Annotated in this window: 8 protein-coding genes; 5 read left to right on the top strand and 3 right to left on the bottom strand. The window is 55.3% G+C overall.

The features are described from left to right. Positions 1-86: 86 nt before the first annotated feature. Positions 87-2,087, bottom strand: coding sequence for a TRAFs-binding domain-containing protein (locus DYY88_RS18345; RefSeq protein WP_039728923.1), 2,001 nt, complete (start codon positions 2,085-2,087; stop codon positions 87-89). Between the two features lie 155 nt (positions 2,088-2,242). Continuing rightward, positions 2,243-5,497: a two-partner secretion domain-containing protein gene (locus DYY88_RS18340; protein ID WP_084607166.1), complete on the bottom strand. Its 3,255-nt coding sequence runs from the start codon at positions 5,495-5,497 to the stop codon at positions 2,243-2,245. 252 nt (positions 5,498-5,749) lie between these two features. On the opposite strand from DYY88_RS18340, the gene DYY88_RS18335 reads away from it, so the two are divergent. The 5 genes from DYY88_RS18335 (at position 5,750) to DYY88_RS18320 (ending at position 18,960) form a co-directional block, all read left to right on the top strand. Further along, on the top strand, positions 5,750-8,980 hold the full coding sequence (locus tag DYY88_RS18335) for a TIR domain-containing protein (protein ID WP_039728927.1): 3,231 nt from the start codon (positions 5,750-5,752) through the stop codon (positions 8,978-8,980). 114 nt (positions 8,981-9,094) lie between these two features. Then, positions 9,095-10,030, top strand: coding sequence for a DUF928 domain-containing protein (locus tag DYY88_RS18330; protein ID WP_084607167.1), 936 nt, complete (start codon positions 9,095-9,097; stop codon positions 10,028-10,030). 68 nt (positions 10,031-10,098) lie between these two features. Further along, entirely contained in the window at positions 10,099-10,221 is a 123-nt protein-coding gene (locus DYY88_RS24935) for a hypothetical protein (protein WP_302849256.1), read from the top strand. 657 nt (positions 10,222-10,878) lie between these two features. Beyond that, the gene (locus DYY88_RS18325; protein ID WP_052288641.1) at positions 10,879-16,383 is read left to right on the top strand and encodes a PAS domain S-box protein; all 5,505 of its coding nucleotides are present in this window, start codon (positions 10,879-10,881) and stop codon (positions 16,381-16,383) included. A gap of 816 nt (positions 16,384-17,199) precedes the next feature. Next, positions 17,200-18,960, top strand: coding sequence for a two-component system response regulator (locus DYY88_RS18320; protein ID WP_039728931.1), 1,761 nt, complete (start codon positions 17,200-17,202; stop codon positions 18,958-18,960). Between the two features lie 552 nt (positions 18,961-19,512). Here the strand turns inward: DYY88_RS18320 and DYY88_RS18315 are convergent. After that, a complete protein-coding gene (locus tag DYY88_RS18315; protein ID WP_039728933.1) occupies positions 19,513-19,731 on the bottom strand; it encodes a hypothetical protein in 219 nt (72 codons plus the stop codon). Positions 19,732-20,014: the final 283 nt, after the last annotated feature.

The following is a 20,014-nucleotide window of genomic DNA, read 5'->3' as shown; positions in this document are numbered from 1 at the left end:
AATCAGTGAGTTCCCGAAAATTCACATAAATTAATCTGGGTGGATGTGGCGCAGCGAGGGCGATCGCGCTTTGCTCGGTGCAGCTCTTACGCCCGACAGCGGCAGACGTGATAAGTGGGAAAGGTGCCGTACTGTTTGGCGTAGGGGGTTTTGCCCACATAGTCGCAGGTAAAGGTGCTGACCGCTTCGGACGCCGCTAGTGCCGTAAAGGCTTGACTGGCATACACTTTGCCAGGGGGCGTAATGGGCTCGATGCGGGCGGTGTGGTTGACGTGGGTGCCCATATAGTTTTCGTAGCCGGTGATGGGGTCTTGGTGTCGCGCTACCGGGCCAGCATGGAGGGCAATGCGCAGATTGAGGGTGGCGGGTAAGCCGTGGGCGGCCCAGTCAACCGTGTGGATGGTGTCGCAGAGTTCCAGGGCAAACATGCCCGCATCTTGCACCGAGGCAAACACAAAATACAGGGCATCGCCCCAGGTGTTTTGAAACAGGGGAGCGTGCGGCGAGGTTTGGGTGAGCTGGGCGACAGTGCCCAGAAAATGTTTCACAAAGGCGGGAAATTGCTCTTCGCGCAGGTAGGAGAAATGCACCACATCGGCAAAGAGCATGGCTCGCAACTCGGGGTGAAAGTCGTCCGGTTCGGGCGGTAGTGGGGGCGCGGGGGCGATCGCCGTTGCCACAGTCGCGACGCTCTTAGCGGTCTGGGCTACCCGGTCTAAATCAAGGGGACGATGCGCCCGTAACAGGGCGTTGATGTCGATGATTTCCACGGCGTCAGACCATTGCTGCCAGTAGTGGACAGCGCTGCTGGTGCCGCCAAAGCCATCGCCCGCTTGCTGATTCCATACGGTGAGGGGCATGAGCTCGGTGTTGAGCTGGGTGGCGCGCACTTTGGCTAACCCGTGGAGCATCCGATAGGAATATTCAAAAAAGACTTCGTTAACGCTGGCAATCTTGTGTTGGGAGGCAATGATCACTTCAGTGGCGTGGGCGATCGCCTGCTCAAACCGGTGTCGCCAGTTACCCGTCGGCACGACCGCGACGGAGTCTTGGATAAATTGCTGCTGCTCGTAGGGCAAAACAATGTGGGTTTCCCCTTTGAGCGCCAGCATGGCTTCTAAAAAGAGCAGATCGGAACCGCAGGCGGCGGAGGCATAGCCAAAGCGAATGTTGTGGCGTTCCAGGTAGTCGTAAATGGCCTGGTAAACGTGGGGTTCTAACTCGGGAGGAAAGCGAGGGGTGGGGCGATCGGGCGCATCCACCATGTGACCGCAAAACACCGCCACCCGAGGCATCTGAAACCATTGTTGGAGCAAACTGACGTCGCCGCCCTGGTGTTGCAACAAGAGGGTGGCATTGCGACAGCTGGAACTCAAATCGCCAAAGCGCCCTTGGCCAGCGGCGATCGCCCGTCGATATAAATCAGCAGCAGCGGTGAGGTCGCCCAAAATCAGCGCCGCTTCTCCCAGGGTTGCCAGGGTCCAGTAGTGATCGGCGGTGGGGTTAGCGTCCAGGTCGGCCCAGCACTGTTGCTGAATTTCTTGAGCCAGGGTTTCAGCGCGATCGCGTCGCCCCTGCAATAGTGCCATCGTGGCGGCATTAATCCCGGTCCAGGGGGCGGGGCGCAACGCATAGGCTTGTTCGTAGCGATTCGCGGCGAGGGCGAGCTGTTCCCGTTGTCGGTCTTCCTCAATCGCTTGGCTCCACAAGTCTTTGTGGGTGCGGGCAAGCAGGCCGAGGGTGGTTTCATCTTGCTGTCCCGTATCGACCAACTGTTGGAGCAACGTGTTGGCGGAAATCGTCGCGCCACTGCGGGCCAGGGCCAGGGCCATCGACTGTTGCAGTTTCAGGTCTTGGGGCCATTGTTTCAGCCCTTCGGAGAGCATGTCGTAGGCGATTAACGGTTCGCCCAGCCGCAGAAATCCATCGGCGATCGCCTGGTACACCTCCACCGTTTTGGATTGCAGCCGCACGGTATCGCGCTGCAGCTCCAAGAGTTCCGGTAACTCCAATTCGGTGGTGTTTTGCAGGGATTGCAACCGCAACTGCAAATCGGGAAAGGGTATCTCTGTGGTTTCAGAGGTCATGGGCGGCTAAAAGAAGAGTTCCACGGTGGTCGATGCGATCGCGATCGCCCTTATTATCACCTACACCACCGATATTAGCCTCGCCCAAACGAGGAGAGATGGCCGCCGCACCGGCTATCCCCCAACGGCATCGAGAGTTCACCTTGGCCTGGCGACTACGGCCTTGGAACCAGCGCCGCACAAGTGGATAGAGGTGCATCGGGCACCGCCTGCCCAACCAAATAAGGTTGTCCATCAGCATCGATCGCAACGCTTTGCGCCTCGACCAGTGCCGTCGGCATTATCATCTCGATTGGCTCCGCTGCGGTGTTAGCCGTGCTCTCATCACTCGCGCTCACCACCCAGGGCACCTCGACGCCATTCGCCATGAGCGGATCGCTGGCCCCCGGCGGCAACCCACCGCGCCCCGTCACCACAAATTCACTGCCGTCGTCGGTGTTGCCCAACCCACACCCCGGCGTGATTTGGTTGGCCCGATCCTCCAAATTTAGCGGCAACTCGGTCAGGCCCTGACTCGGATCGATGCCCAAGTTAGCAAAGGTGACCGTACCGGAAAGTCCCTGATTCGAGGACGCACTCACATCACTCGTCAGAATTTCCCCAATCAATTGAGCGCTGGTGAATCCCAAGGGCGTGCGATCGATCAGCCCCAGGTTGCGCACCGCAGTGAGCGTAATCTGCCCGCCATTACCGCCAAAGGCATTCGCAATGATGTTGCTGTTTTCCCGGGGCACTGCAATAGTGAACAGAGATCGGATGTTAATGTTGCCGCCATTGCCTGAAATACCTGCCAGGCCAGTAGTCGAATTAGCTGCTTGTCCAGCCTCGGTGGAAATTAGGCTACCGTTACGCAACAGCAAGATGCCATCAATATTGAAGTTCAAGTTTCCCCCTTCACCAAAAGCTGTCGTCGTGGTGATTTGACTGCCATTGCGCAAAGTCAAAGAAGCGGTATTAAGGTTGATTGCTCCAGCCCTGCCCCGATTGAAATTCTGGCTGGTAATGCGAGCCACATTATCCATTTCGATGGCACCGGCGTTAATCGTAATATTGCCACCACTGGAAGCGACGTCTGGGCTCTGACTTGCGGTGGCAAAAATCCCGGTAAATCGTCGTCCATCATTGACCCCATTAACCGTTAAAGTTTCCGCAATGTTTAACTCAATGTCGCCAGCTCGTACGCGGTCATTCGGCGCAGCGAATGAGCTTGATATGATTCCACCTTGATTTTCGATGCGCAAATCTGTGGAATTGATTTGGATGAGGCCTCCGGAGCCGGCACTCTGGGTTTCAACGGTGATGCGTGAAGTTTGATTGCGACCCCCTAAGTCAAAGATGCCTGAGATTTCTACTGCTTCAGCATTCACAACGATATTTCCAGGGTTACCAGTACTCCCTGGAAAGGTCAAAGAACCGATAGTGCCACCGTCCCGCACAAATAAACGCGGGGTATTGATAGTGACACGGCCTGCATTGCCAGTAGCATTTTCAAGCACATCAGACCCAATCAGAGAGGTCTCAACACCGTTGGGGGTAGTAAGGGAAAACCGACCTCCTGAAATGATGGTGGAGTCAGTCGCGTTAACGGTCAGATTGCCTGCTGCGCCTGTGCCCGCTGTCGAGGTAAAAATCCTGGCACCATCACGGATGGCGAGCTGACGGGAGGTAATGGTCAAATCACCAGACCGCCCACCAAGGCCATTAGCGGTTTGTACAGTACTGGCTCCGCTAATCGAGATCGCTCCATTTGGGGCAGACAACCCAGCATTTCCGCCATTACGAGTAAACAGGGTGGTGGGAGGGTTAATGACGATATCACCGTTGATCGCTGAGAAATTCAGGGATCCAGCACTGATGTCAGCTCGATTAGCCGTATTTTGAGGTGCGATGTTGATGCTCCCGTTGGCGGTGAGATTCAACATTCCTGGGGTGCCGAGAAATGTCGAAGGAGTCGGCAGGTTGGGCACCAAGTTGATATCCCCGCCGCTGGTGATGATGACATCCCCGTTAGCAACAATGATTGAGTCCCCACGCAGGGTAAAACGACCGTCCACAGTTCGACTCGCAGCAGAAAACTCGACTGTTTCCGACGAATCAGTCGAGAAAACTCTGGTGTTCTCGATGACTAAATTGCGGCCTGCCTCGAAGCTGGCACCCGCCGCCCCGATAAGCAGTTGCCGACCAAAATTATCTACATCGATCACAATATTTTCGGTGGCTTGCAAGACGACTCGGGCATTGGCAGACGCCGCCTGAATCGTTGCGGCGCTGACTGTGCTATCGCCATTGGGATTATCGGCAAACAGAAGGGCGCTGTTGTTGTCTGAGGGCAACTGAGCCGGAACATTAGCGCCCGCGACAACAAAGATATTCCTCGGGTCAAGCAGCAGGGTTCCCGATGTGCCATTGGGCGCTGAGGTATCTACGGTGCCCTGAAAATCGAGAGATTCGCGCCCAGAAATTTCGACAAACCCACCATCACCAGAGATATTACCGCCCTGAGCCTCAACTCTGCCGTAAAAGCGGGTGATGTCATCGGCCCACACAATCACTTCACCGCCGTCGCCGCTGGCGATCGCATTCGCGGTGATCGCTACTCCTGGCCCAACATAGGTTCGTGACGCATGGGGCAGATCTCCCTGTCCTTGGTAATCTCCCCCAATTTGGACTGTGCCCCCACCCGTCTCACCCGTCACGTCAATACGAGCTTGATCGACTAGCCCAACCTGATTCCCCAAGACCTGAACCGCCCCGCCCGGCGCATTGAGTTGACCATCCACCATGACTGTCTCGCCAAAAAGCGTGATCCCGGCGCGATCGCTGACGCTGAGTACACCGCTTTGCCGAATATCTGCCTGGGGTTGATCGTTAAACTGCACCCCTAGCGGCACACTGACGCTGAGCAATTCATCCCCTGTCGGCACCGCACTAAACTCACTGCCGTCCGCAAAGGTAAAACTGCTGCCTGTGCTGGTAGTGAACGAACCACCGATATCCAGCCGGGCATTCGGTCCAAAAATGACGCCGTTGGGGTTCAGCAAAAACAGGTTGGCGGCGCCCGTGACACCGAGCAGACCATCGATATTTGAGCCATTGCCCCCGGTCACCCGCGTCAAAATATTCTCAATATTGATGGGGTTGGCGAAGTACACCGCCTGCCCGGTGCCGATGTTGAAGTCTTGAAAGCTGTGGAACAGATTGCCGCCGCGCGTCGCTCCTCCCTCAATCAGGTCGGCGGGGTTGCCGCGCACGGGGACTCCGGGCGTAACTACGGAGCTTTCGACCCCCAGGGTGGCATCGGGGATGAGTTGAGCGATCGCAGCGGTGTCCCCCAAGAGCCCCAAAGTCGTCCCTAGCATCCCCGCTAGAGACAGAGTTAGGCAATGCGGCAAACGTCTGAATGCAGCCATAGCCGAGTCGATGACCAGTTGAGAAAAATGATTTAGGTATCGTAACCGAAGGCGGTATAAAGGAACCGTATTTTTTCGGATAAAACGTGATATTTATTTTGAGATAGATAGCTCGTGATGGATCAACAAAGCCTCGCGCCCTCAGGTTGCAGGACTCGATAAAACTCCTGAGAGCGCCACTAAAATCTCAATTCCCCAGCTAGGGCGTTCTGCTCAAGCTAATTTTTGCCTATTTGCCCTGCGGGTAAATCGATGAATCCACTCCAAGATGTCTTTATCTCCTATGGACGGGCGGACAGTCGCGAGTTTGCCGCCCGGCTCAATCAGCGACTGATTGAGTCCGGTCTCGAAGTTTGGTTCGACTTTGACGACATTCCCCTTGGGGTCGACTATCAAAAGCAAATTGATGACGGCATCGACAAAGCCGACAACTTCCTCTTCATCATTTCGCCCCACTCGGTCAACTCGCCCTATTGCGAGTTAGAAATTGAGCTGGCGCTGAAGCGCAACAAGCGCATTTTGCCGATTTTGCATGTCGAAGAAATTAGTCGCGAGACCTGGCAACAGCGCACCCCTGAGGGCACCGAGGCTGAGTGGGAAGCCTACAAAGCGGCGGGTAAGCATTCGCACTTTCCCAACATGCATGCGGCGATTCGCAAAATCAACTGGGTGTACTTTCGCGAAGGGATTGATGATTTTGAGAAATCGCTGCAAGATCTGCTGGCCCTATTTGAGCGCGATCGCGACTACGTCCACCAGCACACCGTTTTGCTCAGCCAGGCGCTCACCTGGCAAGTCAACCATCAGCGCCCGCAAGATTTATTGGTAAATGAAGCGCTGCAAGCCGCTGAGCGCTGGCTGCAAACGGAATTTCGCGATCGCCAGCCCCCCTGTATCCCGACGCGACTGCACTGCCGGTTTATATCCGAAAGCCTGAAAAATGCTCAGGATGGCATGACCGAGGTGTTTTTGAGTCATGCCGAAAGCGATCGCGAAACCTTTGAGCAAATTTATGCCGCCCTGACCCGTGCCGGACTCACCGTTTGGAGCAACTGGCACGACATTCAAACCGGGGTGGACTTTAAGGAAGCGATTAACCGGGGCATTGAAACCACTGACAACGTGGTTTACTTGCTGTCCCCCGAAGCGGCCCAATCACCTTGGTGCCAGCTAGAACTGGACTATGCAATGCAGCTCAACAAGCGCATCATTCCGGTTCTGATTCAGCCGTTGGCTTTAGAGGCGGTGTCGCCAGCGATCGCTGCCCTTCAGTTTATTGACCTCACCGCCGCCCCCCCTGAAGCAGATGGCGTGCCCCAAATTGGCGAGCTGCTGAAGGCGATTAAATCCGAAGCCGATTATTATCACACCCACAAGCAGCTGTTAGTACAAGCGCTGAAGTGGGAGCGCCAATTGCGTAATCCCTGTGTGCTGCTGCAAGGCAAAGAGCTGAATCAAACCGTGGCGTGGCTACAAGTGGCGCAAAAGCGCACTCAACAGCCGCCGTTGCCCCTTCAGATCGACTTTGTGCAGACCAGTTTGCAGCAGCCCGCTGATCTGGGCCTCAACGTTTTCATCATCAGCCATTCGCGCGATCTGACCTTTGCCCGCAAGCTCAACGAAACCCTCCAGATTCAAGGGGAACGCACCTGGTTTGAAACCGATCGGGTCGCCGCCAGTGCCGAACTCACGACCCTGATTACTCAAAATATTGAACGGGCTGAAAACGTCGTCGTGGTCGTTTCGGTAGAGGCGTTGGCCGACCCGCCTATTTTGGCTGATTTGCAGACGGCGCAGACGCTATCAAAACGAGTGATCGCGGTGTCCTACCAGGCTGAGGTGATGCCGCTGGTGAACCAATTAAGAACAAAACTGGCTCATCAAAGTTTCTCCGACGGCCCCAGCCAACCGGAACCGACTGCCCTGCCAGCCGCCCTGATGACCAGTTCTTGGGTGGATTTTTGCGATCGCGATGGGGATTTCGTCGCTAACTTTGGCAATTTGTACCGCATTCTCAAAAGCCATCCTGACCATGTGCGCAACCATACGCGCTTGCTCATGCGGGCCACCAGTTGGGAGCAGGCCAACCGCGATGATAGTGCGTTGCTGCGCCCCAAAGAGTTACCGAAAGCCGAGCAGTGGCTGGCCACCGCCGCCGACCTGTCACCGCCCCCCGCTGACCTGCACAAAACCTATTTGCAAGCCAGTCGAGACGTGCTATCGCGCAAAGTCAAGCCGCGATCGGTGCTGGGGGTGAGCCTCGGCGCCACCCTCCTCATTCTGATGGCTCGGTTTATGGGACTGCTGCAAGGGGCCGAACTGTTGGCCTACGACCATCTCTTGCGCCAGCGTCCCAACGAACCGCAGGACGATCGCTTTCTCACGGTCACCATTGACGCCGACAGCGGCTCTTACCTGCGCGAGGGCCTCATCAGCGAACGCTACACCCCCAGCATTGGCACCCTGCCCGATGATGCCCTCATCGAGGTTTTGCGTATTCTGCAGCAAAATCAAGCGCGCTTGGTCGGTCTGGACTTTTACCGCGATTTTCCCGCCAATCCAGAGCTGAAAAGCCTCTTGGAAGCGAGTGACAACTTTATTGCGGTTTGTAATCTGTCGCAAGGCGGCACGGGCGTCCAGCAACCCAGCGAAGTCGACAGTGCTCAGGTCGGGTTTGCGAATATGGCGGGTGATCAGCAAGCCGGACTCAGTTATGTGCGCCGTCACTTTTTGATGGATGGTGCCGATCCGCCCGATTGCGACACCAACACGGCGTTTAATCTGTTGCTGGCTCAGCGCTATCTCGCTCAAGAAGGGGTTGTCTTTAGCAGTCCAGCCAAGCCCGAAGGCGGCTTTAGGGGGAACGGGATGAACCTGGGCGAAGTGGTCGTGCCTAACTTATTTGTGGCGCGTGGCCCTTATTACAACGCGGCCGAGTTGCAAGGCTATCAAACCCTGCTGAACTTCCGCACGGCGCCCAATCCAGACGAAAATATTGCCAAAGATGCCACCCGCTTTGCGCCCCAAGTGACGTTAGAAGCCCTGCTCACCGGACAGGTGCCTCGGGAACTGATTGCCGATCGCATCGTCCTCATCGGCTATACCGACTTAACCGATCGCAATGCCGACTCTTGGGATACCCCCTATGGCCAAATGCCCGGAGTCTTTTTGCACGGGCAAAAGGCGAGCCAACTCATCAGTGCAGCGTTGGATGATCGCCCGCTGCTCGGTTGGTGGTCACTCGACAAAGAGCTGTTGTGGATTGCGGCCTGGGCGATCGCGGGGGGGCTGTTAGCCCGACAGCTCATTCGCTGGCCCCGGCTGGCTGGGGGCTGGGCGATCGCGGTCGTCCTACTGTACAGCAGCTGTTGGCTGGCTATGGTCGCCTACTCAGTCTGGATTCCCTTCGTGCCCGCCCTGCTGACCTTGACAATCAGCACCGGAGGCATTTCAATTCTCAGCTATCGTCTCCGCCATCCCTAACCCTCTTCCCCCATCGCCCCCGCCCGCCCGGCCCCAGGTTGGGGCGATCGCGGCCCCCCATTATCCCCGTCCAAGTTCGTTTGCTACCTATTCCTATTTCTTCTGCGAGTCACGATGAAAATTTCTGCACCCTGCTCTCACTCTTTGGTCCCTGCGCTTGGCCGCAGTGCGATCGCGCTGGCTTTATCCACCCCTCTGCTTCTCGCCAGCAGCACTACCGCCCAGGCTGGCCTGATTGATACGATTCGCGGCATCTTTACGGGCGATACTGGTGAGGGCGCTGCTGGCACGAGTCGCGGTGGCGCTATTCGGGACGAATTTTGTGAACCCGGGGCCGCCGTGGCGATCGCCAAAACCTGGCGACTGTCGGCCCTCGTGCCCGAAACCGCTCAGCAGACGGCCCAATCGGCACCCTCCATTTTTGTGTATCTCGACCTGGAAACGGTGGCTGATGCCCAGGCCAAGCAACAGCTGCCCCAAACGAATCTGAAGCAAGGCATTCTCGACTATGGGGAAGAAGATTTAGATCAATTTAGAACCGGTGAGCGCATCGATTTGCTGCTGGAACTCGTGCTGAGCGACGCCGAAAATAATCCCGAGAGTTTTCGGCAGTACTACTTTGCGCTGCCCGATGACGATGCCGTCGTCGAGCTGCCCCTACCGCTAGAGTCGCCGTTGGCAGTGGGGCAAACTTACCAGTGGACGGCCCGGCTGCTCTGTCGCAGACTCACCGCTGAGGGCACCGTGAGTAATGAGTCAGTGGCCGCTTCGCCAACCAGGCTGAATGAGGTCGAGCAAACCTCCGTGTTTGGCTTTATTACCCGAGTGCCGAGCAGCGCCGAACTAGAAACCGCGATCGCCAGCAACGACCCAGAAGCCCGCTATCAAGCCTACATCGACAACCAATTATGGTTTGAGTTGGTCGCTGATTTGGCGACTGTCCCCAATGCTCCCGAATGGCCCTCCCTGCTCGAGGCGTGGGATATTCCGGTGACGGATGCGGCCCCGCAAACCCTACAGCCCCTACGCGAAGTCTCATCAGAGAATTAATCTCCGGCGTTAGAGCCCAGGGTTTCCATCGACTGCCGGTAGCCCGCCACCGACGACACCAGCAAGGCATGAATGCGCCTGCAGCGGTTGGCCTCAAAGTCCGCGACCCGACAGGCTGCAAGGTCTTAGGCGATCGCGGCTTGGGGCTGCGTCAGTCAGCGTCTGAAGAACAATGGTCAGCCAGCGTCTGAAGCTCTAGGTTTAAGCCCGCAAATCGGCAGCCCCGGTTTTATCTTGGGTGAGTTAACCAGCTCATCAGCTCGGGTGCATCCCACTTTTGCAAATTGGCCCACCCTGCGGGAAGAGCAAGGCTCTACATCCCCCAACCCCTTCTCCCAGTTTTGGGAGAAGGGGGGCCGGACAAGTCCCTCGCTCAACGCTGGGAGAGGGATTTAAGGTGAGGGTAACGAAACTGGGATGCGCCCCATCAGATCGCTACGGAATGAGTGATTAGGTCAAGCTAGAGCCTGACATCATTCAGTTCTCAAAGCCTCATCACCAAGGCACAATTGGCTCTGATTAGACTTGAGACAATAAGTACAAAAAGACTGGCCCTCAAGGTTTCTAGCGTTGCTTGAAGACGTGCCAGAGAAATGTCGAACACCGTTTATAAGATGAGTTAGGTATCTTCGCCGAGGAATAATTAAAGGCAACTTGCATTCCCGTTTTGAATGACTTTTAACGCAGATTAACGTTCGTGAAAAAATAATTTATGCCTTAATGTTTGCCAGATTTAAACATCGGGAAGAATTATTTTTGAATAGATAATGTGGTCACAGCACACGACTGAAGGCACCTCCCTTTAGCCAGTTGGCCAATTGGGCACTTCAATCGGGAGGAGGGTGATCATGGCAGAGCTATCCAATCTCCGGCAGCAGCTAGCCGCCGCCCAAGTCCAGATTCAGCAACTATCTCACCAGCTGACGACAGAACGGGCCACCGCCGCCGCCACCCAAGCCCAGTTGACCGACCAACTGAACCAGCAGACTGAGCAGTTGCACGCCTTAGAGGCGAAAACTGAGCAGCTACAGCACCTGATTAATGCCAGCCCGGCCACGACCTATCGATGTGAGGCGGCGGTGAACTATGGCTGCACGTTCATTACGCCCAATATTCAGGCAATTTTGGGATATTCCCCAGAGGCTGTGCTGAGCGAACCGCAGTTTTGGCCACAGCGGCTGCATCCAGACGATACGGAGCGAGCCCTGGCAGACCTTGCTCAGCTATTTGAACAGGGCCATTTGGTCAACGAATATCGCTTTCGCCATCGGGATGGCCATTATGTGTGGCTACGAGATGAACGGAACGTATTGCTAGATGACCAGGGTGACCCAGCCACGGTGGTGGGCTATTTCACGGATATAAGCGAGCAGAAACGGCTGGTGGCCGATCGCGCCCAAACTGAACAGCGAGTCGAGCAAGAACTGCAACGCATTGCGGAGGAAAATCAGCAGTTTCGTCAGGTCTTGGCTGAGCAAGCGGCCACTTACCGGCACCTGTTTGACGGCAACCCCCAGCCCATGTGGGTATATGACCTGGAAACGCTGCAATTCCTAGCGGTTAACGATGCCGCGATCGCCAAATACGGCTATTCCCGGGCAGAATTTTTGGCCATGACCATTGCCGACATTCGCCCCGCCGCCGACGTGCCCCGGCTGCTGGCAAACGTGGCCCAGGTCGATACTGGACTCGATCTGGCGGGAATCTGGCAGCACTGCCTGCGCAATGGTCAGATCATTCAGGTCGAGATTGTGTCTTACGCCCTAGAGTTCGAAGGGCGACGGGCAGAACTGGTAATGGCTCAGGATATTACTCCACGGGTCGCCGCTCAACAAGCCCTCCAGGAGCTCAATCGGGCTCTAGAGCAAACCGTTGCTGAACGCACTGCTGCCCTACATCAGAGCCAGGCAGAGATCCAGGCAGTGCTGAATAATTCGCCCTTCAAAATCTACGTTGAAGATTTGGCCGGACGCTATCGCTTTGTTAACCAAGCGTTTCTCACCCTTTTGGATCGCCAACTCGAAGAGGTGTTAGGCAAAACGCCCTTTGACCTGTTTCCGGCCCATATTGCTGAACAGTTTCGAGCCAATGAGCAGTCGCTGATCACCCAAGGCAATGTGCAGCAGTTTGAAGAAGTCGTTTTGATCGATGGTGAAGAGCGCACCTTGTTATCCCACAAGTTTTGGTTGCGAGATGCCCAAGGCGAGGCGTATGGGCTCTGCGGTATGTCGATAGATATTACCGATCGCAAAGCTATGGAAGCCGAACTGGAAGACAGTCGCGATCGCCTGCAAGCCGTCATCACCGCCTTACCCGATCTCGTCTTTCGGATGACGCGGGAGGGGCGATATTTAGACTTTTATCCCTCGGCGTTTACGCCCAACATTGGCAGCCTGGATGATTTGACCGGCCATCTAATGACGGACGTCTTACCCGTTGATATTGCCCAAGCCCATTTGTTTCGCATTGAGCGCGCCCTCAGAACCCAAAAACTGTGTGTGAGCGAGCAGCGCATTGAGTTGCACGGCCAAGTGCGCTACGAAGAAGTGCGAGTGCGGCCCTGTGGCGCGGACGAAGTGGTCTTTGTGATTCGCGATATCACGGCTCGCAAACAGCAAGACCTGCAAATCCAACATCAACTCGCCGCCATTGAGGCCGCTGTCAATGGCATTGCCATTTTGCAAAATGACCAATACCTGTATTTAAATCGGGCCCACCTCGACCTGTTTGGCTATACCCAGCCAGAATTGGTCGGGCAACCGTGGACCATGCTATACGGGCCAGACGAATTGGCTCGCATAGAACAGGACATTTTGCCCATCGTGGCTCGTGATGGTGCCTGGAGCGGCAACGTTAGGGCCACTCGCAAAGACGGCACCACGTTTGATGAGGGGATATCGCTAACGCTCACCCCGGATGGGTTGCTGATTTGTGTGTGCGAAGACATCAGCGATCGCAAGGCCGCCGAACGAGCCTCAAGAGCCTCGCAAGCCTTTTTGCAAACCGTATTAGATACGGCCCCCATCGCCATATTTTGGAAAGATGTGCAAGGGATCTATCGGGGGGGCAACGCCAAAACGGTGGAGGTGTTTGGGCTTTCCTCACTCGATGAATTGCTGCATCACACCGATCAGCAAATGGCCTGGCCGCCAGAGATTGTCGAGGCCATTCAAGCCCAAGATCGGCAGATTATCACCACTCAAGAACCGTGTCTCAACATCGAGCAGCACTTAGTGACGACGACTGGCGTCGAAGTTTGGGTTGAGATCAATAAAGTTCCCCTCTGCGATGAAAATGGCCAAATCACGGGCATTTTGGGCACTGCGCAAGATGTGACCCAACGCAAGCGCGCCGAAACTGAGTTGCAAAATTTGACTGATCGCCTCTCCCTGGCGTTGGAAGCTAGTGCGATCGGCACCTGGGATTGGGATTTAGCCCACGAAGTGTCTTGGGATGCGCAAATGCATACCATCTACGACTTGCAACACCCTGACGACCGGGCCGTTTACGAGACCTGGAGCAATAGCCTGCATCCCGATGACCGAGAGCGAGTAGAGGCGCTGTTGCAAGCAGCCCTGCGGGGCGAAGCCGACTATGAAACTGAGTTTCGCATCCGGCGACCCGATGGCGAACTGCGCTGGCTTTATGCGATCGCCCTGGTGCAGCGAGACCCTCAGGGGCACCCGACCCGAGTGGTCGGCATTAACCAAGACATCACCGATCGCAAAGCAGCAGAAGGGCAACTTTTGCATCTCTCCAATCGCCTTTCTCTCGCCTTAGACGCAGGCCAGTTGGGCGTTTGGAGCTGGGACTTAGACCAGCAACTCTATTGGGATGCGGCGTTATGCCGTATGTATGGCATTCCCGAAACCAGCCAGCTAAACTCCTGGCAAGCATGGCGCAGCCAAATTCACCGTGATGATATTGGGCGGGTCGAGGCACTGATGCAGGCCGCCATTGAGGGTGCCCCCTACACCGGGGTCGAGTTTCGCATCTGGCACACCAACGGCGAACTGCGATGGATGCAATCCTTTGCCCAAGTGCAGCGCGATGACCAGGGCCGCCCGGTGCAGTTGGTCGGCCTTAATCGCGATATCACTCACCGCAAGCGAGCCGAACTAGATCTGGTCGCTTATGCCCATGAGATCGAAGATCTATACAACAACGCCCCCTGCGGTTATTGCTCTTTTGATGCCGAGGACCGTGTGACCCGCATCAACGACACCGCCCTGCGGTGGCTCGACTATCCACGGGAGGCAGTGCTGGGGCAACCCATGACGCAGTTCATCACCGTCGCGAGTCATGCCACTTATCAAGCGCAAAAAGCGCTGTTGGTTGAGTCAGGTCAGCTCAGCAACCTGGAATATGAAATCACCCTGCTGGGCCGCGATGGTGCGCACTTGCAGGTGCTGATGAGTGAACAGCTGGAAAAAGATGAGACGGGCAATATTTTGGGCAGTCGGGCCACCCTGGTGGACATCCGCCAGCGGCTCAAGGCGGAACGATTGCTAAAACAGCAGTTTGTCCAAGAAAAACAGTTGCGGGAAATCACCCAGCATATGCGCCAATCCCTAGACCTATCGGAGATTTTGCCCGTGGTGACCCAGCAGGTCAAGCAAATGCTGGGGGGCGATCGCGTCATTGTGTTCCAGCTGTTGGCGGATGGTCATAGCCGCATCGCAGCGGAAGCCGTCAGCCCCGAGTTTCTGGCGCTGCATGAGCAACCCTGGGCAGATGAAGTCTGGCCTCAGCAGATGCTGGAGGTTTATTGTCAGGGGCAACCCCGCATTGTGCCAGACGGGATGCCCAATCCCTGGACGGACTGCCCGCAAGACTATGCTCGCCAGGGGCAGATTCAATCCAAAATTGTGGCCCCCATCCTCACTGACCTATTTGAGTCTGCCACTCACCGACGGGTTAACCCCCAGCCGGTCCGTAAACTCTGGGGTGTGCTGGTAGTCCATGCCGGTCAAGAGCCGCGGCAGTGGCGACCCTCGGAAGCCCAGCGACTCCAGCAAGTTGCCGATCAGCTGGCGATCTCGATTCAACAAGCCCACCTATTTGAGCAGTTGCAGCAAGAGTTGGGCGATCGCCAGCGGGCCGAACAACAACTGGCCGAGCGCAACCAGCAACTCTCTGTCAGCAACCAGGAATTGGCACGCGCCACCCGCCTCAAAGACGAATTCCTCGCCAATATGAGTCATGAACTGCGCACTCCCCTCAATGCCATTCTCGGCATGGCCGAAGGACTGCAAGAGGAAGTCTTTGGCCCGGTTACCGAGCGCCAGCAGCGCAGTCTTGTCACCATCGAGCGCAGCGGCACCCATCTGCTGTCGCTGATCAACGACATTCTGGATTTATCCAAAATTGAGGCGGGCCAGCTCGAACTCGAATTCGCTGTTCTGGATGTGGATTTGCTTTGCCAGTCCAGCCTCACTTTTGTCAAACAGCAGGCTTATAAAAAGCAACTCCAGCTCACTACCCAGATGCCGTCCCGTCTGCCGGCTCTGTATGGTGACGAACGTCGTCTGCGCCAGGTGCTCATTAACCTGCTTACCAACGCCGTCAAATTCACGCCGGCAGGCGGCCAAGTCACGCTGTCAGTTACCTATACTCCCTTCACATTAGAATTGGCCCGCCGCCACGATATTGTTCATCCCCAGGCCGATGCTGCCACTACCGTCGGCGTGCTGGCCTTGGCCGTGACCGATACCGGCATTGGCATCAGCGCCGAAAATGCTCAAAAGCTCTTCCAACCCTTCGTCCAGGTCGATACTGCGCTTAATCGTCAGCACGAGGGCACCGGGCTCGGGCTGGCCCTGGTTAAACGCATTGCCGAGCTGCACGGCGGCCAAGTCGAACTCACGAGTGAAGTCGATCGCGGCAGTTGTTTCACTGTGCGGTTGCCGATTTTGGCTACGGCGGCGGCTACCATGGGCGATCGCCCAGCGAGGATGGCTGCTCCGGGCACGGTCGATCGCGACACCGCGCCCCTACTTTTGCTCGTCGAAGACAACGAAGCCAATATCGCCACCACCACCGCTTATTTGACCGCTAAAGGCTATTACCTGATCGTCGCCAACACTGGCCTAGAGGCCATCCATCTAGCCCAAACCACGCAGCCAGACTTGATTTTGATGGATGTGCAAATGCCCGAGATGGATGGCTTTGAGGCGATCGCCCAGCTGCGCCAAAATCCCGATCTGGCAGCGATACCCATCATTGCCGTCACCGCCCTCGCCATGGAGAGCGATCGCGATCGCTGCCTCGCCGCCGGAGCCACTGCCTACATCAGCAAGCCGATTCGGCTAAAACAGCTTGCCCAAACGATTCAAGAGCTGCTGCAGCCTTGACCCGCCACCAGTCTCCGTTGCTAGGTTTCGGCAATCCCCGCTGGGCTGAGTCCCCAAGCGCCCTTCTCTCAACGTGCGATCCCCCGCCCTCTCAATCCTTTCCAGGCTTGCCTGCCCCCTCATGCCAATCGTCCATGACCCTGGCGCGATCCCCCGAACAATGCCAACCGGGGATATCCCGGCGGCGCTAAGGGGACGGGTCCCTTGTGCTGGCTCTAGCGGTATCGTTCTTGTCCCCACAGGGACCCGTCCCCTGACGGGGCGATCGGGGAGCTGTTTTTAGAGCAAATTCTGTTTACATATCCCCCATTTATCGTGACGAACGCTCCCTCCGAGATGCCGATTTTGCTTCGGGTTGCTTGGCTTTAGATGCAGTATTCCAACTGGGCAAGTCAGACCCTCGCAAATATTAAAACTACGCCACCCAGCATTCTCCCCATAGTTTTGGTCATGCCAGCCAATCGGGAACACTCAACCGGGAACACTAAATACGGTTAGCCAATACAAATTTTGAATCGCGAATGCCCATCAAGTCCACAGCCAGCCAGTCAAATCACAAATCCTGGTTAACAAAGGTTAGGAACTGCTCGCCCTAGCTTGAGCTGCCCAACCATCACATTCTCCGACCGCATTGATGTCGCCCAAACGCATCTCATCAAGCAGCCATGAGGAAAGCGAGATCACAGCAATCTTTCCCAACTCAAGTTTCAATTAGCAGAATCTCTAATGTCATTTTTTGGGGTGAGATTCAGGCTTGTAGACATGGCGACGAGCCCCCAAAACCTATCTACATCATCTGAGGGATGACTATCAGCTATGCAATCTATCTCCATCTTGGTCATCGATGACGATCCCACCAATCTTGAAGTCGTCGAAACCATCTTGATGGCCCACGAGGGTCGCTGGAATAGCGATCTCTCCTACCAACTGCACTACGCTAGCAGCGGCCCCATGGGCATTGATCAGCTCGCTACCTGTAATCCTCACCTGGTGTTGCTAGACGTGATGATGCCCGGCATGGATGGCATCGAAGTCTGCCAGCGGATCAAAGCGATGCCTCAATGGCAAACTGTGCCCATCATCATGGCTACCGCCTTAAACCAAAAACAAGACATGGCCCGGTGTTTGGCCGCCGGAGCCGATGACTTTATCAGTAAACCCCTCAACGGGATTGAGCTCAGCGCTCGCATCCAAACCATGCTGCGGATCTATGAACAGCAGCGCCGCCTGGCTAACTTTAATGCGCAACTAGAGGCCAAAGTGCAAGATCGCACCGCCGAGCTACGTCGCATGATTGTGCAGGATACTCTGACGGGCTTGCCCAATCGGGCGGGCCTATTGGAAAATCTGCAAGCTCAACTGGCCGCTGGCGAAACCGCTTTGGCTCTGGTTCAACTTGACCTCGACGATTTTCAATTGGTGAATGATTCCCTCGGTTATGACGTGGGCAATCAGTTTCTCCTGGCGATCGCCGAACGATTAAAAGCTCACTTGCAGCCCCAAGACCAGTTAGCGCGGGTCGGTGAAGATGAGTTTTGCTGGCTGCGTCTGGGCGTGACCACCCAAGCCGAGATGGATTCACTGGTCGCCAGATTACTGAACTGTTTTCAGCAGCCCTTTATGGTCGGGGAATTAGAAATCTATGCCTCAGTTTGTGTGGGCACAGTCTTAGGTGAAGACAGTGATCAGGCTGCAGAGGCTTTCCTCCAAGCGTCTGACACTGCTACCTATCACGCCAAAAAGCATGGCAGAGGAGGTGTCCAGCGGTTTGAGCGGGTGATGCATCAGGCTAGCCTCAATCGCCTGACCCTCGAAAATGATTTGCAGCGGGCATTAGAACGGCAAGAATTCGTCACCTACTATCAACCCATCGTAGATTTGCAGACTCAACAGTTTGCTGGCTTCGAAGCCTTGGTCCGGTGGCAGCATCCTGAGCGGGGCATGGTGTCGCCGGGTGAGTTTATTCCCTGCATGGAGGCCACCGGGCTCATCGTGCCAGTGGGCATGGTGGTGTTGCAACAGGCCTGCGAACAACTGCACCGCTGGCACCAGCAGGGGCATGCCCACTGGACCATGAGTGTAAATCTGTCGGTGCGCCAATTTGCTTGCCCTACCCTAGTGCAGGATATTGACCGCATTGTGGCGCTCACGGGCGTTAATCCGGCTTACCTGAAACTCGAAATTACTGAAAGTGCCATTATGGACAATGCCGAAGCGGCCATTGCCATTACTCAAGAACTGCGATCGCGCGGCATCCAGATCAGCATCGACGATTTTGGGACCGGCTATTCGTCATTGGGATATCTCCATCGCTTTCCAGTGGATGCACTTAAAATCGACCGTTCCTTCGTTGTCGCCATGGAGGTCAACGGCAGTGATTATCCCGTTGTGGACACCATTCTGGCTCTCAGTCATCAACTTAAAATTGCCGTGATTGCCGAAGGTATTGAAACTCAGCAACAGCTAGAGCTCCTTCAAGGTCGAGACTGTCAATATGGTCAGGGATATCTGTTCTCTCGTCCCTTATCTGCAGCTGATCTGGAGACGTTGTTAAAGGCTACGGTCAACTCCGGTTAAAAATTCAGTGAATTGGAAATTGGTTGTGTTGGAATCAAACATGAATGTCTAAATAGGGCATCAAGGTCAGTGATCATATGCAATTTGATTACAGTTTTCATGAGTCGTTAGACATCAAGACCTTTCACGCGATCACAACATTCACTCAGGACAAAATACATCTTGAGAATAGACCTGGAAAAGACACATGAATCACCTTAAAACTAAACACCTTCCCCATCTATGACAGCCCCTATAGACAAGTAGCCAAATCATCGACACGGTTTGTTCGGATCCGCTCATTCGGCATCTGAGTCCAGCGCTTAGTCTGCCTGCGTCGGCGTATGCGATGAGTTTGGTCAGCCATCTTAACGAGCCTGAAAAGCTGAGTCGGTAGCCTCATTAAAGAAGCCCCCCTCTATAGCGATTGCCTACGCTGGGTGGCACAACACGGCCCTCACAGCATTCCTTTAAAGACCAAAAAACTGAGCCATCGGGTACCGAGTGACTCAGTCTTGAAATGTAAGTTTAATGAGGACTCTGACGATTAAGCATCGTCACCTAATCGGGCACTTATGCAGCGGTACTCGCTTCTTCGACCGTGGCCTCACTGGCCTCCGCCTCGGCGGGTGCATCATCTGGCAGTTCAACATCGATTTTGGCTGTCGGGGCATTGAGCAACAGTTGAATACCTGCTGCGACCTCACGATATGGGCGGTCTTGCAAATAATTTAGTAACGCATTGCGCTGCTGTTCAGAAATCAGATAAACGGTTCGCTTAGTAGTTGCCACGAGTCACCTCAACCGTAGTTGCACGGAATTGCATTGTGTTCAGAATGTAAAGGTATTTAACGACAGCTCTATTCAGACTTATTTTTGTGTCTAAACAGGTGATTTATGTTCACCAAACTGCCTCAAATCCTCCGACAATCTAGAGTATTCCCAGGTTTTTACGGACGTATCAGTAATACAACGTAAATTTCAACAAGTGGGCAGAGACTCTTCACCCTTTTATCGGTAGATCTAGCCTGTTATCGGCCATTTTGGGGGTGCTAGCTTCCAAGATATGGTCATG

The sequence above is a fragment of the Leptolyngbya iicbica LK genome, from assembly GCF_004212215.1.
Lineage (GTDB): Bacteria > Cyanobacteriota > Cyanobacteriia > Phormidesmidales > Phormidesmidaceae > Halomicronema > Halomicronema iicbica.
Note: the sequence above shows the minus strand (reverse complement) of the source record. Positions and strands in the feature narration are given on the sequence as shown.

Excerpts from the sequence above, each read along its gene's own strand:
- DYY88_RS18345 (WP_039728923.1), bottom strand. The coding sequence starts at position 2,087 with ATGACCTCTGAAACCACAGAGATACCCTTTCCCGATTTGCAGTTGCGG.
- DYY88_RS18340 (WP_084607166.1), bottom strand. The coding sequence starts at position 5,497 with ATGGCTGCATTCAGACGTTTGCCGCATTGCCTAACTCTGTCTCTAGCG.
- DYY88_RS18335 (WP_039728927.1), top strand. The coding sequence starts at position 5,750 with ATGAATCCACTCCAAGATGTCTTTATCTCCTATGGACGGGCGGACAGT.
- DYY88_RS18330 (WP_084607167.1), top strand. The coding sequence starts at position 9,095 with ATGAAAATTTCTGCACCCTGCTCTCACTCTTTGGTCCCTGCGCTTGGC.
- DYY88_RS24935 (WP_302849256.1), top strand. The coding sequence starts at position 10,099 with ATGAATGCGCCTGCAGCGGTTGGCCTCAAAGTCCGCGACCCGACAGGC.
- DYY88_RS18325 (WP_052288641.1), top strand. The coding sequence starts at position 10,879 with ATGGCAGAGCTATCCAATCTCCGGCAGCAGCTAGCCGCCGCCCAAGTC.
- DYY88_RS18320 (WP_039728931.1), top strand. The coding sequence starts at position 17,200 with ATGCAATCTATCTCCATCTTGGTCATCGATGACGATCCCACCAATCTT.